Below are 2,014 nucleotides of genomic sequence, written 5' to 3' on the forward strand. Positions count from 1 at the left end.
AAGAGCGCACAGATGCTAATATATTAATAAGAATATGCTCTATTGGTTTTTTCGAATTATAATCCGAGTAATAATGGTTGTTTATGGGCCGCTGAAGGTGGAAGGCGTGGAGAATGTGCCGCGTAAAGGCGGGCTTTTTATTTCAGCCAACCATATCAGCGACGCCGACCCGCTAGCAATCGGCGCTGCCACCCCACGGGAATTGCACTATATGGCCAAAGAGGAGCTATTTAGCATCCCGGTCATGGGTACTTTAATGCGTTGGGCAAATGCTTTTCCGGTTAAACCCCGATCCGCAGATAGGGCAGCGCTTCGCAAAGCTGAGGGGCTTGTTCAGTCTGGGAAAGCCGTAGTAATCTTCCCTGAGGGTCAGTCCAGCGAGACCGGCGAAATGCAGTCATTCCTCCCCGGTGTCGCTTTATTAGCCAAAAAAGCCGGTGTGCCCATCGTCCCCGCTGGCATCATCGGCACCCGCCGCATCATCCCCTACGGCTCAGTCATCCCCAGACCCGCCTTTCGGCGAGTAATCGTTCGGTTCGGTAAGCCCTTGGTTTTTAGCAAAGATGAGGACACAAAAGAAATACTTGAACGCCTCAGGCAAGCCGTGGCTGAACTGATTAAGTAGCGTTTGAGAATATTTAAAAATTCTTTTCTATTCTATTGACGGCGCATGCGGTATTTGCTATGCTTACAATGTGATTATGCGGCCTCTTCATTTGCGCCTACTCGCTTTATGTCTCCTAATTCTTCTCCTGGCCTGTGGTTTTTGGGCGAGGAGTCGATTTACTGCGCCGTTGCCTCCGATTGAAGTGTCACTTTGGTATTGGCACAGCCCGTTTTCGCTCCCCAAAGCTGAAGTCGAGCTGCTTAACGGATTGGGGGTAAAGCAGCTATTCGTTCATGCCGGTGAGTTTAAGCAATCGGGAAGCAGCGTCACGCTTATCCTGCCACAAGATTGGCAAACTCCCAGCGATATTCCAGTCGTTTTGGTATTTAATTTCAATTTCGGGATTGTCCTTGACTTCAAAAGCATGTCGAATGATATTCTTGCTCGGGATGTGGTCACCTATCTGAACGAGGAGCGCGACAGGGCGCAAAAGGCTGGAATAAAGGTAAGTGGGTTTCAGCTAGATTTCGACTGCCCAACTAAACGGCTGCCGAAATATGCCGAATTCTTAAATAAAGTGCGGGATGGGTTGGGGCGCAAAGTGCCCCTTTCGATAACCGCCCTTCCTACCTGGTTCAGCAGCAAATACCTCAGCCTGGTACTAGACCAGGTCGATTTTTACGTGCCACAGTTCTATGAGCGTGACCTGCCAAAGACACTCGATGAGTTCATCCCAGTCTCGAGCTTGAAGATGCTTAAGCGAGGGTTGAAGTCGGCAGGGCGGCTTGGCAAGGAATTCTATGCGGGCGTCCCTTCTTATGGGCACACTTTTTTATTCGATCGCCAGCGTAAGTTCAGCGGCATTTATCATGATTTGAGTTTTCGGGAGGCGATGCATCATCCGGCATTCAGGTTCGTATCAGCCTCCCCAATAAATGCCGAAGGAAAACTGGCCCGCCCGAATAATTATATTGGCGAAGACCTCCTTGAGTTCGTAGCAACAAGATCTGCGCCTGATGGCAGGGGGCTTGGCTATCACCTGGTATATGACATCCCAACCCCAGAGTTGATCGCCCAGTATCTGGAAGCTGTAAAAGCAGAGCGTCCCAAGAACTGCCGAGGGGTAATTCTCTTCCGCTATCCGGAAGCAGGCGAAACGATGACCTTACCGCTGCCATCAATCGCCTCTGTTCTTCGAGGCGAGAAGGCTCGGCCAGGATTACAAGTTAATATCACAGCTTCCAATGCCCCTTGGGAGCTCGTCGAGACCGGGCGTAAGGTCAAACGCTCACCTATTGACCTCAACATAAAAGTTACCAACACAGGCTCAGTCGGAAGCGCGCTGAGTGATAATGCGGTCGTGGTTGAGTTGGTTTTTGATCTCCCCGGATTAGAAGTCGAAGGACC

Annotated in this window: 2 protein-coding genes; both read left to right on the top strand. The window is 50.4% G+C overall.

Annotated elements, in window-relative coordinates; translation table 11 throughout:
- The first annotated feature begins 73 nt into the window (after positions 1-73).
- Positions 74-625, top strand: a complete 552-nt coding sequence (locus tag WCO51_12990) for a lysophospholipid acyltransferase family protein (protein ID MEI6514169.1) — start codon at positions 74-76, stop codon at positions 623-625.
- A 76-nt stretch (positions 626-701) separates the two neighbouring features.
- Positions 702-2,014: DUF3142 domain-containing protein (locus WCO51_12995; GenBank protein MEI6514170.1), on the top strand; the 1,313-nt coding region annotated here is incomplete at its 3' end.

This window comes from bacterium (genome assembly GCA_037131655.1).
GTDB lineage: Bacteria > Armatimonadota > Fimbriimonadia > Fimbriimonadales > JBAXQP01 > JBAXQP01.